Source organism: Rheinheimera faecalis (genome assembly GCF_021290965.1).
In the GTDB taxonomy this organism is placed as follows: Bacteria; Pseudomonadota; Gammaproteobacteria; order Enterobacterales; family Alteromonadaceae; genus Pararheinheimera; species Pararheinheimera faecalis.
Map to the genome: position 1 here is coordinate 251694 of NZ_JAJOYT010000002.1, position 16435 is coordinate 268128.

Sequence of the window (16435 nt, forward strand, 5' to 3'; positions counted from 1 at the left end):
CTTGGGTTCATAAGGAGATTGCCCCATATAGCTGTCAACCGCTTTAACACTCAATGTTAAACTCAAATCGCTTTTAGGAGATAAAAAAGCATGAATATTCGTCCATTACACGATCGCGTCATCATCAAGCGTTTAGAAGCTGAAAGCAAATCCGCTGGTGGTATTGTGCTGACTGGCGCTTCTGCTGAAAAATCTACTCGTGGTGAAGTTGTTGCTGTAGGCAACGGCCGCATTTTAGAAAACGGCACAGTCCGTCCTTTAGATGTGAAAGTCGGCGACAAAGTGATCTTTGGTGCTTACGTAGAGCGCACTGAAAAAATCGAAGGCCAGGAATATGTCATCACCAAAGAAGACAACATCCTTGGCGTGATCACCGAATAATTAAACCGAACTTTCTAATTTAATTTCAAAGTATTCAGAGGAATTTTTAAAATGGCTGCAAAAGAAGTACGTTTTGGCGATGACGCCCGTAACAAGATGCTCAAAGGCGTCAACATTTTAGCAAACGCAGTGCGCGTTACTTTAGGCCCTAAAGGCCGTAACGTGATTCTGGACAAGTCATTTGGTTCGCCAATGATCACCAAAGACGGTGTATCTGTTGCCAAAGAAATCGAGCTGGAAGACAAGTTCGAAAACATGGGCGCACAAATGGTGAAAGAAGTTGCTTCTAAAGCCAATGACGAAGCCGGTGACGGTACTACTACTGCTACTGTGTTAGCGCAAAACATTATCAACGAAGGCGTAAAAGCTGTTGCTGCCGGCATGAATCCAATGGATTTAAAACGTGGTATCGACAAAGCGGTAATCGCTGCTGTTGCTGAACTGAAATTATTATCTCAGCCATGTGCCGACACCAAAGCAATTGCTCAGGTTGGTACTATCTCTGCAAACTCTGACGATGAAATTGGCCAAATCATTGCCAATGCCATGGACAAAGTAGGCAAAGAAGGCGTGATCACTGTTGAAGAAGGCCAGGGCTTAGCGAACGAGCTGGCTGTGGTTGAAGGTATGCAGTTTGACCGTGGTTACCTGTCTCCGTACTTCATCAACAACCCGGAAGCTGGCCAGGTAGAACTGGACAACCCGTTCATCCTGACTGTTGATAAAAAAATCAGCAACATCCGTGAATTACTGCCGGTATTAGAAGGCGTGGCCAAGTCAGGCAAACCGCTTCTGATCATCGCTGAAGATTTAGAAGGCGAAGCTTTAGCTACGCTGGTTGTGAACAACATGCGCGGTATAGTTAAAGTTTCTGCAGTGAAAGCTCCAGGTTTTGGTGACCGTCGTAAAGCTATGCTGCAAGACATCGCTGTATTAACTGGTGGTGTAGTGATTTCTGAAGAAATCGGCTTAGAGCTGGAAAAAGCCACTCTGGAAGATTTAGGTACTGCTAAACGTGTTGTGATCACTAAAGACAACACCACTATCATTGATGGTGCTGGTGAGCAGGAAGCCATTGACGGTCGCGTGAAGCAAATCCGTCAACAAGTGGAAGACGCCACTTCAGATTACGATAAAGAAAAACTGCAAGAGCGCCTGGCTAAGTTAGCTGGTGGTGTTGCTGTGATTAAAGTAGGCGCTGCCACTGAAATCGAAATGAAAGAGAAAAAACACCGCGTAGAAGACGCGCTGCACGCAACCCGTGCTGCCGTTGAAGAAGGCGTAGTACCTGGCGGTGGTGTGGCTTTAGTACGTGTAGCTGCCAAGCTGGTTGACCTGCGTGGCATCAACGAAGACCAGAACCACGGTATCAAAATCGCACTGCGTGCGATGGAAGCACCTCTGCGTCAAATCGTTGATAACGCAGGTGAAGAGCCATCAGTTGTTGTAAACAACGTGAAAAACGGTTCAGGCAACTACGGTTACAACGCTGCAACTGGCGTGTACGGCGATATGCTGGAAATGGGTATCCTGGATCCAACTAAAGTTACCCGTTCTGCTCTGCAGTTCGCTGCTTCTGTTGGTTCTCTGATGATCACCACCGAAGCTATGGTTACAGAACTGCCGAAGAAAGATGCTCCATCAATGCCAGATATGGGCGGCATGGGTGGCATGGGCGGTATGATGTAACTTAGTTACGTCATTGTTTCTCAAAGGAAAACCCGGCTTATGCCGGGTTTTCTGTTTATGGACATAATGGATTTTGAAGGGGAGAAACCGCAAAGTTCGGTGAAAATTTGTGAAGTAAATATGCTCTGGTCCCAAATTGTTATCCGAGTCCTCAATCACTACAGGATTACGTTCTTATTAGTCCTCGTCAGACCAATAGCTCATAGATGACTTTAAGCTTGAAGATGACATAACCAAACTCATACATACTTCATAAATAGAAATTTCATCTATACCCAATTAGGAAAATTTTCTCTGGGGCTTCTTGTCCCAAAAGGGTCTTTTTACGCGACTCGGTCTGTTTTTTTATTACTGAATCTCTGGCTCTCCAAAATATTGGCGCAAAATGTTTCCATGCGGTACTTTCAAGCGGCTTAGGTTCAATACGAGCGTCAATGCATGTTTTTGCGATAACCAATCTGCAAAAGAACTCATCCTGTGACTCTGAGTTCCACATGCCTTGAACCCAACCTTCGGCCCACGATGCCGAATCCAAGGCTATTTTCGCTTTTTTAGCAGCGTATCCAGAGATCCCTTCTTCATTCAGATGGGTTTCTATAAGATCAGAAAATTGCTTAAGCTTTCGGGAAAATCCAACAATTGTAATAGCATATGCCCTATCCAAGGCTAATCTGCTGCTTTTTAACTCCATTACATAATCGTAGATGAACTGCTTTGCACCATATCGTTCGGCTGCAAGCACTTCTTTTGCTAATTCATCGTCGTTAAGAGCCCTCAAAATACGTTTTTTCCAAAGTGAATACATTGAAAGCGAAGGAACTGCAGACCATATAGCTTTGTGCTCAAGTGTTAAACCATCCCCATAACCATGACTTACAAAGTTCCCACTATCCATAGCTCGTTGAAAAAGTTGAACGGCTAGTTCTGGCTTTTCCCCTGAGACAAGATTTCCTACAGCTAGCGCGATATTTTTTAAAAGTGTAAATTCTTTTTCACTCACAAGAACCAATTTGCCTACCAATTCAGATAGCAAATCAGGAACAAAGTCTGTAAGCGTTTTTAAATTATCAATAGTGATCCATTCGAAAAAAATACGAGAATCAAAGCCTTCTAATCCTTTTAGGAAAGAACTGGAAATTTCACGAAGACGTTCCCTCTTTGATTGGTAGTCTGTAAAGCCTTTCATGGAATCGCTTAAACTTTTGTGTGGATGGAAGCGCCCTTCAGATCGATTTGATTCTTTGATATCCAATAATGGAAGTCGGTCTATCTCATTCCCCGAGAGTTCAAAATCGATATCGGGAAAGCTGAGCGATTTGCTTTCTTGGATCGAGTTTTGGATTCGATGTAAAAACATTTTGGCTAATAAATGAGATATGTCTTCACCAATAAGCTTAACCGCATTAAACCATACCCTGGGTTTAACCCGTTGAAGCATTGCATCAATTTCTATTTCTCCAAGAGCGCTAGCTTGGACAAGAAGTAATGATCCAAACCAATCCTCATGAGTGTTTTCTGTAGCATCTTTCCAGTTCCATGAGCTATGGGCGACTGTAAGGATAATACTCCGAAGTTTTTTAAAATGAGCTAATTCAAAGCAAATGGCCCTAACGCGAGACGAGTCAAAATTCAAACATTCTAAAATCTGAGACTCTAATTCATTAGAAATTGATACATTACCAAAACGTGCAGCGGTTAGTGTTCCATATATCGCTTGTTCATTATTTTGCCTAATCGCAGTTACCAAGACGTTTATAATTGTTTGTTCCGATTGTTGTTTTATATTTGGAATAACACTGAGTAGGTAACCTGTTCCAAATGCAGGATCAATCATGCAATCTAGCTGTTCTTCAGAGGTCAAAAAAGGAGCGATATATTCGAACAGAAACATTCTTTGAGTATTTTGATCTTCCTTCCACAAAACATCGCTCATGCGCGTTTGAGTCACATACTCTTTTAACTTTAACGCGAACTCTCTATCTATAAGGATTGAGTATTCTCTGCCATTCAACATCAACTGTCGTAATGGAAATCCTTCTCGCGTCAATAGGCTGAAGATCAAAGAACGAGCTTTTTCTATTGCGTCTGTTTGTCTAAACTTGCATACGACGGGCAGAAAATCTTTAAAAAAACTATCTTCTGAGGCTGCCCATATATCTTGCATGAGTTTGTCTGTTGGGATTTCTCTGAACTTTTGTAACGTTTCAACGAGATCTGAAGGCACCATAACATCAGGATTTGCAACTAAACATCTGCGCCAATGATTTTCAGCTGGAAATTCATAAAGCTCACTAGTATTTCGTAGCTTATCTGCGATTTCTGAGGCTTCTTCTGCCGCGTTATAATCGCCTGAAGCATAGAGCATTCTAACTAAAGTCCAAAGTCCCGCATTCGAGGTGCCTCCTGACCTCAATGGAATAACATTATTGATAAACGATTCCCGCATCTCACTCGGGTCTGCTCTGTTAAACATAGTAAGTTGTTGAAATGCTTTCTTAGAACTCCAAACTCTGTTGTCAAAAGAAAAACCATACCCTAATGCTATAAAACTATCTGTGAATTCAGCGATTGAATGACCAGCAAGCAGTTCAAGTGCACATTCATAAAGCTGATCAACCTCACCAGAGACTTTACTCATTGTTGCCAAAATGCTTTGCTCATAATCAGATAAAGAAGAACGAATGTTGAGGATTTCCTCTTCTCGACTTTGAACACGGTTTGTATGTTCATCTTGGTTACTTACCGGAAATCTCCCCATTTGCTCTACTGCATCGTCATTGTAAAGATGAAGCCAGTTATGAATTGCCTCTTTGGCTACCAACCAGCCATACTCAGTGGCTGAAATTTCAAATGCGGCGTGAATAAACCAATCACGATTAAGCCTATGCCTGCTCTCAAGCAAGAACTGCCGCAAAGCCTTGAAAAGAGATTCGGAACGCTTTTCAACTAAGCTAATAAACTCTTCGTATCGGCGGTCATTGACATTTTGTAAGTCGGAAAATGCATCAAGCAACAGGTCGAAAATAACGAACTCAGTGTCTAAATCGTCTAGGGCACAAACCATCATTGCGGCAAAGATAACATCGACAGTTCGATCCATAGCTCGAATCGGTTCAATCAAATGTGCCAAATGCTCATGTAACGATTGTTTTCTGCGATGAGCCTGTAAAAGTTGGTTAATCACAGCATAAGCAAGAGCAAGTGGTAGCCCCTCACTTCTGAGTTCGTAGTGACCATCCAGACCTGGCAAAGTTTTGAAAAAACGAGTTTCAATAACAGCTTCAGATTCTGATTCGAAGTGCTCAGGCAGAAGCTCCCCATCCTCGCGAACTTTGACTAAAACTTGCTTCGCAATATTACTTAACCTACTAGTTAATTCCTTTACAGTCTGTTCTTCAAAACACTCTCTTTGAGACATTCTGAGGTGCTCAAACAACAACCTGTCAGTGGTTAAACCTTTCCAAGCATACGAATCGTGACATGGTAAAGTGTTTACCGCTACACCCAATAAACGAGGGTTTTTTAAGGTCTGTAGTGTTGTAATGTCGAGCCAGGAAATATTTATACCGTAGTAAATGAGTAGTTTGTCTCTTTCCTCATTGGTCCATTCCGGAATGTTAATTTTTTTTGGTTCGAAGCAGATACCTCGTGCAACAATCTCATGCCAAAATAAGGGACGCGCAGTGATGAGCAGTCGACCTTGAATTGATCTCAAAAACTCGTTCAGGTGATTTAAAAGACGACTCCATTTGAAATTATGTCTTTGATTTATTCCATCAACAATTATAAGTAAGGGCTGGCAGGAAGGCTGCTCCTTCCATGAGTTAATACGATGCCTCCATGTTTGTTCTAATGTTAAACTTGGTAAATCATTAGTTTGCTGAACAAGCTGTTTGATTATAAATTCGTCAACGTCATTTGCTTTAATTTCATTGAATGCTTCTGCGCTGATGAAAAGCGAAATCCCCTTATGTTCATAGCAAATTTTCGCTGCAAGCCACGACTTACCGCGACCTTCTTCACCAAGGAGCACGGTTACAGTTCCTGCCGTCAAAGACTCTCTGATTGTTTGTTGGACCGCAGAGCGCATTGTTGGCATTTCTGCGCAAGCAGCAATGCCAAGCGATTGTCCAAGCATTATTTTTGATGTTCCGTTATCTCGGAAACACTGTTCACGCCATTTTTGATTACATTCGACAGAACGAGCCGTTGCTAACTGAGAAACATCTAGTTCATCTTTTAGTTTGGTTAGAAGGTTACAAAAATGAGGGTGCTTAGAAATTACATTACAGATGCCGTCAATCCTGTCTCTACTAAGTTCTGAATCACCGTTAGCGATCATAAAATCTATTGCAGGACTACCAGCAGCTACAGCGGCTACAGCAAGAAGCGGCAAAGGATATTCGCACCAATCCAAAATAAGTGGGAAAATGGCTTGCTGCGTGCAATCATGTCTAACTGCTCCCGAAAGCTGAGTGCTGACTTCAGTTGTTGCAGCCAGTACCCAAAGCCTATCAGCTATAACACCATTACGTGCAAAATCAGCAATCTTAGTTAGGACATCATTCCTATTTAAAGTACTTTCAGAATATCGTTTAGCCTCAAAACTTACAGCATCTTTAGGGAATAGAGCATCACCATCAATCCCGCCTTGTAAACCACTTGCAGCTAATCGGAAAGGAATACCAGTCAATTCAGTTAAGACTATGCGCATAAAGCCCTCAAAGCCATCGGCACCGCTTGGTTTTAAAGACGTTAATGCGGATTTCAGTACGTTTAAGTGCTGAGTAATATCCTTTTCTTTTGTCACTACAAGCTATCCAAAAATCAGATTTGCTTTAGTTTGTTATGATTTAAGTCATTTTGTCCAGAACAACACTGGCGTCAGCTCTCACTATGTCCCCATGATTAGCAAGAACAAGGACACAAATTAAACAGAGTCCTTTAATCCCAGCAAGGTAACATTAGCTGCTTAAGTTTAGGCCGCGGTGCTGCGGCCGTTGCATGGGATCAAAGCTAAAGTAGCTTGCTCTTTCCAAAGTCCGCTATCGAACCATAAAAATTTCCAGAATTCTCTACGATCGCTAACTAGCTACCTTCTGAGTCACCCACCAAGCCCCCAACATAGGCGCTACCAATAAAATCGCAGGCTGGACAAAAAGCTTATACATTGACCAAAGTTCTGGGCTAAAGAGTTGGCTTACTGCTAAGCCCAGCCAAACCAAATTGATAAGAAGGATCAGTAAAATCAGGTTGAACTGTCGCCACACAAGGTCTGTAAGTTGAAGCCTTTTGCCAAAAACAATGTAGGTAACGCCATTGGGCTGAACAGCGGTAACAACCACCAAAACTAAGCTGATAACTCCCCAGAACACAGAAGGCCACAAACCGGTATTGTCGATGTTATTTATTAGTGCGAATTGGCTATCGAAGAATGCCAGAAGAAAAACAGTTGAACTTATCGATATCAAATATCGCCAGTAAAGCCCCTACATGCTTATTTATCCGTTATTAAGTGACTAAAGGCGACCAAACCACATTCATTTTTTCAACCGCGCTAGCAGTAAACTGCGGGCATCTTCATTTGAAACTCCGGTACCTGACGCCAGTTGGGCTTCAGCGGTGCGCAGTTCTTCCAGCAGTTCAATTTTCTCCTGCATAGCTTCATATTCCGCAACGTCTAACAGCACAGCGACGCCTTTGCCATGTTGTGTAATGACTAAAGGACGGCGGGTTTCGTTAATTTGCCGGATATAAGAAGCAACACTGGATCTGAATTCAGAAAGAGGTTGGATGTCCTGATCAAGTCGGAGACGTGCCACAATAAAGCCCTACTAAGTACGAAATAACGTACAAAATATAGTGCAAGTTGAGTGATCAAGCAAGGCAGCTTGGCTACAAAGATCGCTCGCCCCAAAGCTCCGCCAAAAAACCTTTACAAATTGCTTAGATCTTAATTAATCACTTAAATTGATTAGAAACGCATTTTCTATTCCATTGGTCTAGTGTTTATCGCGGTGCAGGTTAAACTTTAACCAATGGAGGGAGCGCATATGCTTCAACGGAAAACAACATTACTATCGGCTTTAGCAGTCGCCGTTTCGATAGCTTTAACTACACCTATAGCCAATGCAGAAAGTATGAATAAGGGCAACCAGTTCTGGTGGCCTGAACAACTGAATCTGGCGCCTTTGCGTCAGCATGGGGTGGAATCCAGCCCTATGGATCAAGGCTTTAACTATGCAGAAGAATTCAAAAAGCTGGATTTAAAAGCCGTTAAAGCAGATATCACCAAACTGATGACCACACCACAAGACTGGTGGCCGCCGGATTATGGCCATTATGGGCCCTTTTTTATTCGTATGGCCTGGCATAGTGCTGGTACCTATAGAGTGTCTGATGGTCGGGGTGGGGCTGGTGGTGGGCAGCAGCGTTTTGAGCCTTTAAATAGCTGGCCTGATAACGTCAGCCTGGATAAAGCACGGCGTTTGCTTTGGCCTATTAAGCAAAAATATGGTCGTCAGATTTCATGGGCCGATTTAATGGTGTTAACAGGTAATGTGGCGCTGGAGTCTATGGGCTTTAAAACCTTTGGTTTTGCTGGTGGCCGCACTGACGATTGGGAGGCCGATATTGTCTATTGGGGGCCTGAAACCAAGTGGCTGGACGACAAACGCTATAGCGGTGATCGCAAGCTGCAAAAACCTCTGGCTGCTGTGCAAATGGGCCTGATTTACGTCAATCCTGAAGGGCCAAATGGCAATCCTGATCCTTTACTTGCCGCCAAAGATATTCGCGAAACCTTTGGCCGTATGGCGATGAACGACGAAGAAACAGTGGCTTTAATAGCGGGGGGTCATACTTTTGGTAAAGCGCACGGTGCGCATAAACCTGAAGACTGTGTTGGTAAAGAGCCAGCTGCTGCTGGTTTGGAAGAGCAGGGCTTTGGCTGGAAAAACAAATGCGGCAAAGGCCATTCGGAAGATACAGTCACTTCGGGTTTAGAAGGCGCCTGGACAGTCAACCCCATAGCCTGGACCACTCAGTATCTGGATAACCTGTATGCCTTTGACTGGGTTAAAACCAAAAGCCCGGCTGGTGCCACCCAGTGGATCCCTAAAGATGGTCAGGCCGCCAATTTAGTGCCGGATGCACACGATAAAACCAAACGTCATGCGCCTATCATGTTCACCACAGACCTGGCGCTGAAGGAAGATCCTGAATACCGCAAAATCACCACACGCTTTAAAGAAAACCCCAAGGAGTTTGAACTGGCCTTTGCTAAAGCCTGGTTTAAATTAACCCATCGCGATATGGGGCCTAAAGTGCGTTATTTGGGCTCTGAAGTGCCAGCTGAAACGCTGATTTGGCAGGACGCTGTGCCCGCTGTGGATCATGAATTGGTCAATGCAGAGGATATCAAAGCGCTGAAAGCCAAAGTGCTGTCATCGGGTTTAACAGTGCCAGAGCTGGTGCGCACCAGTTGGGCTGCAGCTGCCAGCTTCCGTGGCACTGATTTACGCGGTGGTGCCAATGGTGCTCGTTTGGCCTTAGCACCCCAAAAAGACTGGGCGGTCAATAATCCGGCTGAAGTGGCCAAGGTGCTAAACAAGCTGCAAGCTATTCAGCAGGACTTTAATAAAGCCCAAAAGGGTGGCAAAAAAGTCTCGTTGGCCGATTTGATTGTACTCTCTGGCAGTGCTGCAGTAGAGCAAGCCGCCAAGGCGGGGGGCATCACAGTGGAAGTGCCCTTTACACCGGGCCGCACTGATGCCAGTCAGGCGCAAACCGATGTGGCATCTTTTGCTGTATTGGAGCCGATGGCTGATGGCTTCCGCAACTACTACAACAAAGATGCAGCTTTATCTCCGGCCGAAGCTTTGGTGGATAAAGCCAATTTGCTGACGTTAAGCGTGCCGGAAATGACAGTGTTGATAGGTGGTTTACGTGCGCTGGATGCCAATACAGGCGGTGCGAAACAGGGGGTATTTACCAGTAAACCCGGCACCTTAAGCAACGACTTCTTTGTCAATTTGTTGGATATGTCCACAGAGTGGCGCAAGTCGGCTAAAACTGAAGGCATGTACGAAGGAGTGGATCGCAAAACCGGCAAACTGAAATGGACAGCCACCCCGGTTGATCTGGTGTTTGGCTCTCATTCCGAATTGCGTGCTGTTGCCGAGATCTATGCCGCTAATGATGGTAAGGCGAAGTTCACTAAAGACTTTGTTGCAGCCTGGAGCAAAGTGATGACGTTGGACAGGTTTGATCTGACTATGTGATAGCACTGTTGTTGAAGTAACTTGAGAAGATAAAACTGCGGCGGCCTTTGGGTCGCCGTTTTCTCTGGGATCACTTGTATCTTCTTCGTAGTTGATTGTTTTAGTCGGGCTTTGCTAAAGTTACGGTATCCCAAAGGGGAGTAGCTCACTACTGGTTTATCGTCATTACGAAACTTCAGGTTTCCGGTAACCAGGTCAGTACCACACTGATGAGCAAGACCTTTGCCGCTCTGGCAAAGATCCCTTTCAAACAGGAGTTCCAGCCCCGGCGGTTCTGGACAACACCGGCAACTGCCGGTTAGTTAAATCCTGTTTGGAGCATTCTTATGGAATCCATTGCAAACCCCTGGTTATGGTCCGCGTTTTTTGGCGTGGTCATTATTATGCTTGCTATCGACTTATTTTGGGTCGGTGGCGGTAAACAACACAAAGTCTCAGTAAAAGAAGCTGCTATCTGGTCCGGCATTTGGGTGTCGGTCTCATTGCTGTTTGCCGGCGCTTTATGGCTCTATCTGAATAACACTGTTGGTGAAGACATAGCGACAGCCAAAACTTTGGAATATGTCACAGGTTATTTAATTGAGAAGTCACTGGCTATAGATAACGTTTTTGTCTGGTTGATGATTTTTACTGTGTTTGCTATCCCGGCAGATTTGCAAAAACGTGTGTTGGTGTTTGGTGTTATAGGTGCCATTGTGATGCGTACTATCATGATTTTTGCTGGCGCCTGGCTCATCACTCAGTTCCACTGGTTACTTTATCTGTTTGGCGCTTTCTTGCTCTTTACAGGTATAAAAATGTGGCTGGCCTCAGAGCAACAACCTGATCTGGCCAACAGCAAAATCGTCTTGTGGTTGCGTCGGCGCTATAAAATCACCGAGCAGTTGGAAGGCGATAAGTTCTTTGTAAAGCGCTTAGTCGATGGTCGCTGGGTACGTTATGCCACACCGTTGTTTCTGGTGTTGGTGCTGGTTGAGTTTTCGGATCTGATTTTTGCCGTAGACTCCATCCCTGCGATCTTTGCCATTACTACAGATCCATTTATTGTTTTAACCTCAAATATCTTCGCGATTTTAGGTTTGCGTTCTATGTATTTCCTGCTGGCCGATATGGCCGATCGCTTTAGTTTACTGAAGTACGGTTTGGCTTTAGTGCTGGTATTTATTGGTATCAAAATGATGCTGATTGATTTGTTCAAGATCCCAACGGCTCTGTCCTTGTCTGTTGTTGCCGTGATTATTGCCACTTCCATAGTGTTGTCACTGCGAAAAAGCCGCAAAGAGGCAGTGATTCCTGCTGAATAAAACTGCTAGTTAAAGCTATTGGCTGCCATGTGCTGTTATGCATGGCAGCCAACCAGCGCTGCGTTATGCACCAAGACTCTTCCCAACTGCATCAGGCCCAGCTAGGCTAGAGCTATCCACACTATTCTAAGAGCCATTTATGCGCCAGCAAGCCATTTTATCTATAGACCAAGGCACCTCATCCAGCCGCGCTTTGTTATTTAACCGCGACGGCAAGGTATTGGCTGTGGCGCAGCAGGAACTGGATTGTGTCTATCCGGAGCAGGGCTGGGTAGAGCAAGACGCAGAGCTGATTTGGTTGTCGGTGCTGAAGGTGTGTCGGCAGGTGTTGGCGCAGGCTGTGCAGCTGGGTATTGAAGTGCTGGGTGTCAGTATCAGCAATCAGCGCGAAACTACTGTGCTTTGGCATAAAGCCAAAGATCAAGTGCTGGCACCTGCTATTGTCTGGCAGGACAGGCGTACAGCGGATTATTGCCAGCGGCTTAAAGATCAGGGCCATGAAGATTGGGTGCAGCAAAAAACAGGTTTGCTGCTGGATCCTTATTTTTCCGCCAGCAAAATTCAGTGGTTACTGCGCAACAATGCCGATGTGCAGCAGGCGCTGGCTGACAATGAACTGGCTTTTGGCACTGTAGATAGTTTTTTGCTCTGGCGTTTAACTTCGGGGCAAGTGCATGCTACAGACACCACCAATGCCAGTCGCACTTTATTGCTGAATCTGCAAAGCTTAAATTGGGATCAAGAACTACTGCAGTTGTTTGATGTGCCGGAGCATATTCTGCCGCAGGTAAAACAAAGTGCTGATATGTATGGCTTGTGTGATACCCGCTTATTTGGTTTGGCTTTACCTGTGCTGGCGCTGGTGGGCGATCAACAAGCTGCGGCTTTAGGCCAAGGGTGTATTAGTGCGGGTTCGTTAAAAAGTACCTATGGCACAGGCTGTTTTGCGTTATTAAATACCGGCTGCAGTCCGTTATTTTCTAAACACAGGTTACTGACCACTGTGGCTTTTACTGTGCAGGGCCAAACTTTTTATGCGCTGGAAGGGGCCATTTTTGTTGCTGGTGCTGCAGTCAAATGGCTGCGGGATCAGCTGGGTGTTATTCAACAAGCCAGTGAAACTGAAGCTTTGGCGCAAAGCCTGCCCGATAACGGTGGTGTCTATCTAGTACCGGCTTTTACCGGTTTAGCTGCACCACATTGGCAACCTGAAGCTCGTGCTGCTTTGGTTGGTATGACACTGGGCACGGGCAAAGCGCATTTAGCCCGTGCCGCCCTGGAAGCTGTGGTGTATCAGACGGCTGATTTATTGGCTGCGATGTTGGCTGATGGTGCAAAGGCAGAGCAATTGCAAATTGATGGTGGCATGGTGGCGAATCACTGGTTATGCCAGCATCTGGCCGATGTGCTGAATGTGCCTGTGCTCAAACCCAGCCAAAACGAAGCGTCAGCTTATGGCGCTTCGGTATTGGCCGGAGTAGCACTGGGTTGGTTTGAAAGTCTGGCCGAGGTGCAGTTTAGCTCTGATGCGCAACAGTTTTTACCGCAGATGTCAGCAGATAAACGCCAGCAGTTGCTAAGCGGCTGGCAGAAAGCTTTGGCTTCGGTGCTTGCGTAAAGCTCATACTAAACGGCGGCCGTAGGGGCGACCTTTATGGTCGCCCGTGTTGCATTTCAAATCTGCACCTGAGGTTATCAACGCACCCTTCAGACCGGTCGGGTTTTATCTTTGCGTAACACCCAAACCGTAAACAAACTAGCCGTCATAAACATCAGCAAGCTATAGACGCTGGGCGCTATCGACATGGCAGTATTTTGTAAAATGCCAGTGGTGATCATCAAAGCGAGCGTGCCATTTTGCAGGCCGACCTCAAGGCAAATGGTTCTGGCTTGTTTTTCCTGCTGTAGTAAAAATCGGCCTAACCAATAACCCGCAACCATGGTCAGCAGATTTAAAGCTAAAGTAGCCGGTCCGGTTTTTTCTAAAAACAGCCAAAGATCCGCGCCCAGATCGGTCGCTATGCTGATGATCAACAACACCAATACAATCACCGAAAAGCGGCTGATAAAGGGTTGAAGACGAGCTGAACGCTCAGGCCATTTAAAGTTAAACCACATGCCAAGCAATACAGGCAAAACACTGACAATCATCAAGGTCAGCCAGGTTTTTAACAGCGGCAGCTGGAATGAGGTGTTTTCACCGAGGAAGTGTTCTATCGCCCATACCGCCAGCAGCGGCAACGAAAAGGGCGTAATAAATCCAACCAGTGCTGTTAAAGCCACCGACAAACCCACATCAGCTTTGGCTAAGTAGCTGTACAAATTGGACGTAGTGCCACCCGGACACAAGGCCAGAATAAACAAACCTACAGCCAGTTCACCTTGTAGATCAAACAGATAAATCACCAGTAAAGCCGTAACAGGTAAGAGTAATAACTGCGCTAAAGCACCTACAAAAAATGCTTTGGGCTGACGGGCAACCTCCTTAAAGTTGGCAGGCCGTAGCGTCATACCAACGCCAGTCATTATCAGTATGAGTGCTATGGGTAAACCAATCTGGGTTAGCGCTTCAAACATTTTTAATTATTCTTCAAAGAGATACTGAGGATTACCCTAACTTGAAATTCCAGACTGAGCAAGAGTTGCTCAACTCTCAAGCCTGAAACACTGCTGTTTCACTGCGATCCCTTAGGTAAACAACTAAATGTTATTATTTTTCATTCACTTAATTGTTATATGAAAAATAAGCTTGCGATCTTACTGTGTCGCGCCTAGTATTTGCTGTGCGTCGCACAGTGTGCGTGACACAGTATCGATGATTTATACCCAAGTACCTTGAAATTGCGGCGAGGCGACAAGCCAGTGAGACCCCTGGAGCATAGTTCACCTATGTGACTGGGGCGAGAGGGCGCAGTCAACAAAGCAGCGGCTTCAAGTACGAAGGGTATATCACAACACAGGATTTCTTATGACCACTTCACAGCTGGACAAAATGCGATTGGAACTGCGCCGTGGTGTGCTGGTACTGGCCGTCTTGGCCTCGTTGAAGCAGCCACATTATGGCTATTCGCTGAGAAAACAATTGCAGGACAGAGGCATCGACATAGACGAAGGCACTTTGTATCCGCTGGTGCGGCGTTTAGCTGAACAAGGTTTGCTGGACAGCGAATGGCAGCAGGCTGAAGGCCGCGAGCGGCGTTATTACTTGTTGTCAGAGCAAGGTAAAGAGCTGCTGCTGCAACTGACTGACGAATGGCGACAACTGAATTCGGCTTTGGCTCCTTTGCTCACTGAAGGTGAAGAACTAAGCCAAAACCCAGAGCACAATCAAAGCGGGGAGACAGAATAATGGAACTGGTAGAACGTTATGTCGCTGCAGTGCAGCGCGAGTTACCTGAATCGAAAAGACAGGAAATAGGCCGTGAACTGAATGCCAATATTATGGACCAGCTCGATGCGCTTAAAGAACAACAGGGCCAGTTATCAGAAGATGATGTGGCCGCAGTGTTGAAGCAAATGGGTCGGCCAAGAGTTGTGGCTTATCAGTTTGTGCCGCCAAAAGCTTTAGTTGCAGCCGAAGATATGCCGTTGCTGAAACATACTTTGTATATGGTATTGGGCGTGCTTTTTGTATTGCAGGTGATAGGGGCTACGACCCATTGGATGGGCAGCAGTGATGGCAACTTAATTCGCTTTATGTTGCAGCTGGCAGCAGGTTTTATGGCGGACGCCTGTTTTGCTTTTACTGTGATAGTGCTTAGTTTTGCTGCAGTAAATGGTACAGGGCATAAGCTGGGCAATTGCCCTGGCAAAGACTGGTCGCCTAAAGAGTTACCCAAAGCAGACTTGGGCTGGCAGCATATTAGCCTGACCGACATTTTTACCGATCTGGCGACCTGTATCTTTCTGCTTATTGTTATTTGGTATCCGCTATGGATGGATCCGGCGGAGTTTGCTGCCCGTAGTGTCACTTTTACTGATACGGCTTTGTTGATGTTGCAATGGTTTAGCCCGGTGATAGTGCTGTCTGTGCTGCTGAGTTTATGGCAGTTACAGCAACGGATCTGGAACCGCAGCCTGTTGCTTAGCAGCATTGCAGTCAATGCGGCATTTACAGTGTTTTTAGTGGTGTTGGCTTTTAGTGGTCCTCTGTTGCAGGCCGGTCCAGCTGAGCTGAATAGCCTGTTTACAGTGCTGCAACTGGAAAAGGGCTTCACCTATGGTCTTTTGATCACCGCCTGTTTCCCGGGTTATGAAGCGGTCAGGGATCTGCTCAGGTTGAACAGACTAAACTAAGTGTACAATGGGGCTGTTGAATTCATCACTCGGCAGCCCCATAACCTTCAAAGGCAATCCGCCTTACCTTACTGAAGGTTTATCATGGCTTTACATCTTCCTGCTATTGTCACTTTGCTGGCACTTTTATTGTTTTTATACAGTTGTATGGCCGTTGCTATGGCGCGGAAAAAATATGGCGTGGCTGCACCTGCAACCACGGGTAATCTGGATTTTGAGCGCATATTCCGTGTACAGATGAATACGCTGGAACATCTGGTGCTGTTTTTACCTGCGCTCTGGTTATTCAGTGAATATGTCAGTCCACTCTGGGCAGGCTTAGTGGGTTTGGTCTGGTTGGTTGGACGTTTGTATTACGCCGTCAGTTATATCAAAGACGCAAAAAGCCGTGGCCCAGGTTTTGTCATTGGTTTTGTCGCCTTGCTGGTGCTGATGATAGGTGCGGCCGTTGGCATAGTGCTGCGTATGATGGCTGGTTTGTAA

Annotated in this window: 12 protein-coding genes; 8 read left to right on the top strand and 4 right to left on the bottom strand. The window is 45.5% G+C overall.

Annotation, left to right across the window (positions count from 1 at the left end; translation table 11 throughout):
* Positions 1-90: 90 nt before the first annotated feature.
* Positions 91-381, top strand: a complete 291-nt coding sequence (locus LSG34_RS04830; protein WP_053423916.1) for a co-chaperone GroES — start codon at positions 91-93, stop codon at positions 379-381.
* 51 nt (positions 382-432) lie between these two features.
* Positions 433-2070, top strand: a complete 1638-nt coding sequence (groL, locus tag LSG34_RS04835) for a chaperonin GroEL (RefSeq protein WP_233007682.1) — start codon at positions 433-435, stop codon at positions 2068-2070.
* Between the two features lie 265 nt (positions 2071-2335).
* Here groL and LSG34_RS04840 read toward each other — a convergent pair whose 3' ends face one another.
* The 3 genes from LSG34_RS04840 to LSG34_RS04845 all read right to left on the bottom strand — a co-directional run bounded on the left by LSG34_RS04840 (position 2336) and on the right by LSG34_RS04845 (position 7892).
* Complete coding sequence (locus tag LSG34_RS04840) at positions 2336-6880, bottom strand: hypothetical protein (protein ID WP_233007683.1); 4545 nt, start codon at positions 6878-6880, stop codon at positions 2336-2338.
* A gap of 274 nt (positions 6881-7154) precedes the next feature.
* The gene (locus LSG34_RS20895; protein WP_408636157.1) at positions 7155-7445 is read right to left on the bottom strand and encodes a hypothetical protein; all 291 of its coding nucleotides are present in this window, start codon (positions 7443-7445) and stop codon (positions 7155-7157) included.
* Positions 7446-7610: 165 nt separating this feature from the next.
* Positions 7611-7892, bottom strand: coding sequence for a type II toxin-antitoxin system Phd/YefM family antitoxin (locus LSG34_RS04845; RefSeq protein WP_233007684.1), 282 nt, complete (start codon positions 7890-7892; stop codon positions 7611-7613).
* A 231-nt stretch (positions 7893-8123) separates the two neighbouring features.
* Between LSG34_RS04845 and katG the strand changes: the two genes are divergently transcribed.
* From katG to glpK, 3 genes are all read left to right on the top strand, one after another.
* Positions 8124-10352, top strand: a complete 2229-nt coding sequence (katG, locus tag LSG34_RS04850) for a catalase/peroxidase HPI (protein ID WP_408636154.1) — start codon at positions 8124-8126, stop codon at positions 10350-10352.
* Between the two features lie 326 nt (positions 10353-10678).
* The gene (locus LSG34_RS04855; RefSeq protein WP_233007685.1) at positions 10679-11656 is read left to right on the top strand and encodes a TerC family protein; all 978 of its coding nucleotides are present in this window, start codon (positions 10679-10681) and stop codon (positions 11654-11656) included.
* A gap of 139 nt (positions 11657-11795) precedes the next feature.
* On the top strand, positions 11796-13274 hold the full coding sequence (gene glpK / locus LSG34_RS04860) for a glycerol kinase GlpK (protein ID WP_233007686.1): 1479 nt from the start codon (positions 11796-11798) through the stop codon (positions 13272-13274).
* A gap of 89 nt (positions 13275-13363) precedes the next feature.
* On the opposite strand, the gene LSG34_RS04865 is transcribed toward glpK, so the two are convergent.
* The gene (locus LSG34_RS04865) at positions 13364-14233 is read right to left on the bottom strand and encodes a bile acid:sodium symporter family protein (protein WP_269822790.1); all 870 of its coding nucleotides are present in this window, start codon (positions 14231-14233) and stop codon (positions 13364-13366) included.
* A 391-nt stretch (positions 14234-14624) separates the two neighbouring features.
* Between LSG34_RS04865 and LSG34_RS04870 the strand changes: the two genes are divergently transcribed.
* From LSG34_RS04870 to LSG34_RS04880, 3 genes are all read left to right on the top strand, one after another.
* Positions 14625-15005: a PadR family transcriptional regulator gene (locus tag LSG34_RS04870; RefSeq protein WP_233007688.1), complete on the top strand. Its 381-nt coding sequence runs from the start codon at positions 14625-14627 to the stop codon at positions 15003-15005.
* Entirely contained in the window at positions 15005-15952 is a 948-nt protein-coding gene (locus LSG34_RS04875; protein ID WP_233007689.1) for an HAAS signaling domain-containing protein, read from the top strand. The genes LSG34_RS04870 and LSG34_RS04875 overlap by 1 nt, the downstream gene beginning before the upstream one ends.
* 84 nt (positions 15953-16036) lie before the next feature.
* Positions 16037-16435: an MAPEG family protein gene (locus LSG34_RS04880; protein WP_233007690.1), complete on the top strand. Its 399-nt coding sequence runs from the start codon at positions 16037-16039 to the stop codon at positions 16433-16435.

Bases quoted from the DNA above. Each gene is read 5' to 3' on its own strand.
- LSG34_RS04830 (WP_053423916.1), top strand. From the start codon at position 91: ATGAATATTCGTCCATTACACGATCGCGTCATCATCAAGCGTTTAGAA.
- groL (WP_233007682.1), top strand. From the start codon at position 433: ATGGCTGCAAAAGAAGTACGTTTTGGCGATGACGCCCGTAACAAGATG.
- katG (WP_408636154.1), top strand. From the start codon at position 8,124: ATGCTTCAACGGAAAACAACATTACTATCGGCTTTAGCAGTCGCCGTT.
- LSG34_RS04855 (WP_233007685.1), top strand. From the start codon at position 10,679: ATGGAATCCATTGCAAACCCCTGGTTATGGTCCGCGTTTTTTGGCGTG.
- glpK (WP_233007686.1), top strand. From the start codon at position 11,796: ATGCGCCAGCAAGCCATTTTATCTATAGACCAAGGCACCTCATCCAGC.
- LSG34_RS04865 (WP_269822790.1), bottom strand. From the start codon at position 14,233: ATGTTTGAAGCGCTAACCCAGATTGGTTTACCCATAGCACTCATACTG.
- LSG34_RS04870 (WP_233007688.1), top strand. From the start codon at position 14,625: ATGACCACTTCACAGCTGGACAAAATGCGATTGGAACTGCGCCGTGGT.
- LSG34_RS04875 (WP_233007689.1), top strand. From the start codon at position 15,005: ATGGAACTGGTAGAACGTTATGTCGCTGCAGTGCAGCGCGAGTTACCT.
- LSG34_RS04880 (WP_233007690.1), top strand. From the start codon at position 16,037: ATGGCTTTACATCTTCCTGCTATTGTCACTTTGCTGGCACTTTTATTG.